A 1,610-nucleotide genomic window follows, 5' to 3' on the forward strand; every position below is an offset into this window, starting at 1 on the left:
CGGGCCTCGCCCTGCCGGGCCTGGCGCGGGCGCAGGAGCGGCCGGCCGCCTGGCCGTCGCAGCCGGTGCGCATGATCGTGCCCTATGGCCCGGGCGGCAGCACCGACCTGGTGATGCGCCTGCTGGCGCCGCGCATGAGCGAGCATCTGGGCAAGCCGGTGGTGATCGAGAACCGCCCCGGCGCCGGCAGCACGGTGGGCACCGACGCGGTGGCCAAGGCGACCGACGGGCACAGCTTCGTCCACGCCACCCTGGCCTCGACCGGCGTGGCCAAGGCGCTCTACCCCAACCTGCCCTACGACCCGGTGCGCGACCTGGCGGCCATCGCCCCCACCGTCTTCGTGCCGCTGGTGCTGGCGGTGACCACCCAGGGCTGGAACGTGCGCAGCGCCGCCGAGCTGATCGAGACGCTGCGCGCCCACCCCGGCAAGTACCAGTACGGCTCGAACGGCGTCGGCGCCACCGGCCACCTGGCCAACGCCAATTTCGCCACCCGCATCGGCGCGCGGGTCGAGCATGTGCCCTACCGCTCCGGCACCCAGTCGATCAGCGCGCTGATCAATGGCGAGGTGCAGTTCATCCAGGACGTCTACGGGCTGCTGCTGCCCTACCACCAGTCCGGCCAGGCGCGCTGCCTGTTCGTCACGGCGGAGGAGCGCTCCGCCCTGATGCCCGAGGTGCCGACCATGGCCGAGGCCGGGGTGCCGGACTACAAGGCCTATTCCTGGTTCGGCCTGTTCGGCCCCGCCACGACGCCGCGCCCGGTGGTGGAGCGGATGTCGGCCGCGGTCGGCCACGCTTTGGCCGACCCCGCGATCGCCGCCCGGCTGGAGGAGCTCGGCATGCCGCCGATGCGCGGCTGGTCGCCCGAGCGCTTCGCCGCCTATGTCGCGGACGAGGTGCGCGACTGGGCGCCGCTGGTGCGCGCCTCCGGCGCCCGGGTGGAGTGAACCGCGCGGGCGGCCCGCGCGGGGCTTACCCCCGCGGCGCGGCGCCGTGCAGGAACAGCTCCCACATCTGCGCGAAGTGGCGGTCCTGCGCCTCTTCCGTGGCGTAGGTCGCGCGGCCGAGCATCGCCTCGTTGGTCGGGCCGTAGACGATGCTGTGCAGCAGGTGCTGCGCCAGCGGCTCGGCCGGGCCCGGCCGCAGCGCGCCGTCCCGCTGCGCCTCGGCCACGGCGCGCACCAGCGCGTCCAGGATGGGGTCGGCGGCCGGCGGCTCCGCCCCGAACACCAGCCCCTCGGTGAAGGCGATGCGGCGATAGGCCAGCAGGTCGGGATCGAGGTTGAGGGTCAGGAACAGCCGCGCCACCTGGCGCAGCCTGGCCAGGGCGGGGGTGCCGCCGCCGGGCGGCGCGATCTCGGTCCGCAGCCGCAGCAGGATGCGCTCGCGCAGCCGCCCGAGCACCGCGCCGAACAGCGCCGCCTTGGAGGGGAAGCGCCGGTAGAGCGTGTCCTTGCCGGCGTTGCAGGCGGCGGCGACCTGCTCCATCGAGGTCGCGCTGAAGCCCTGGGCGGCGAACAGCCGCGCCGCGGCGTCGATGATCCGGCCGGACATCTCGGCGGCCTCGCCCTTGGAGGGGCGGCCGGCGCGGGCGCGCGGGGCGGGTC

The 1,610-nt window shown here is 75.2% G+C and carries 2 protein-coding genes; one reads left to right on the plus strand and one right to left on the minus strand.

What is annotated here, in order from left to right; all coding sequences use genetic code 11:
* On the plus strand, positions 1 to 950 hold a 950-nt coding region (locus HMPREF0731_RS20080), incomplete at its 5' end, for a Bug family tripartite tricarboxylate transporter substrate binding protein (RefSeq protein WP_007006050.1).
* A gap of 25 nt (positions 951 to 975) precedes the next feature.
* Here HMPREF0731_RS20080 and HMPREF0731_RS20085 read toward each other — a convergent pair.
* On the minus strand, positions 976 to 1,610 hold a 635-nt coding region (locus HMPREF0731_RS20085), incomplete at its 5' end, for a TetR/AcrR family transcriptional regulator (RefSeq protein WP_007006051.1).

It is taken from the genome of Pseudoroseomonas cervicalis ATCC 49957, from assembly GCF_000164635.1.
Classification (GTDB): Bacteria; Pseudomonadota; Alphaproteobacteria; order Acetobacterales; family Acetobacteraceae; genus Pseudoroseomonas; species Pseudoroseomonas cervicalis.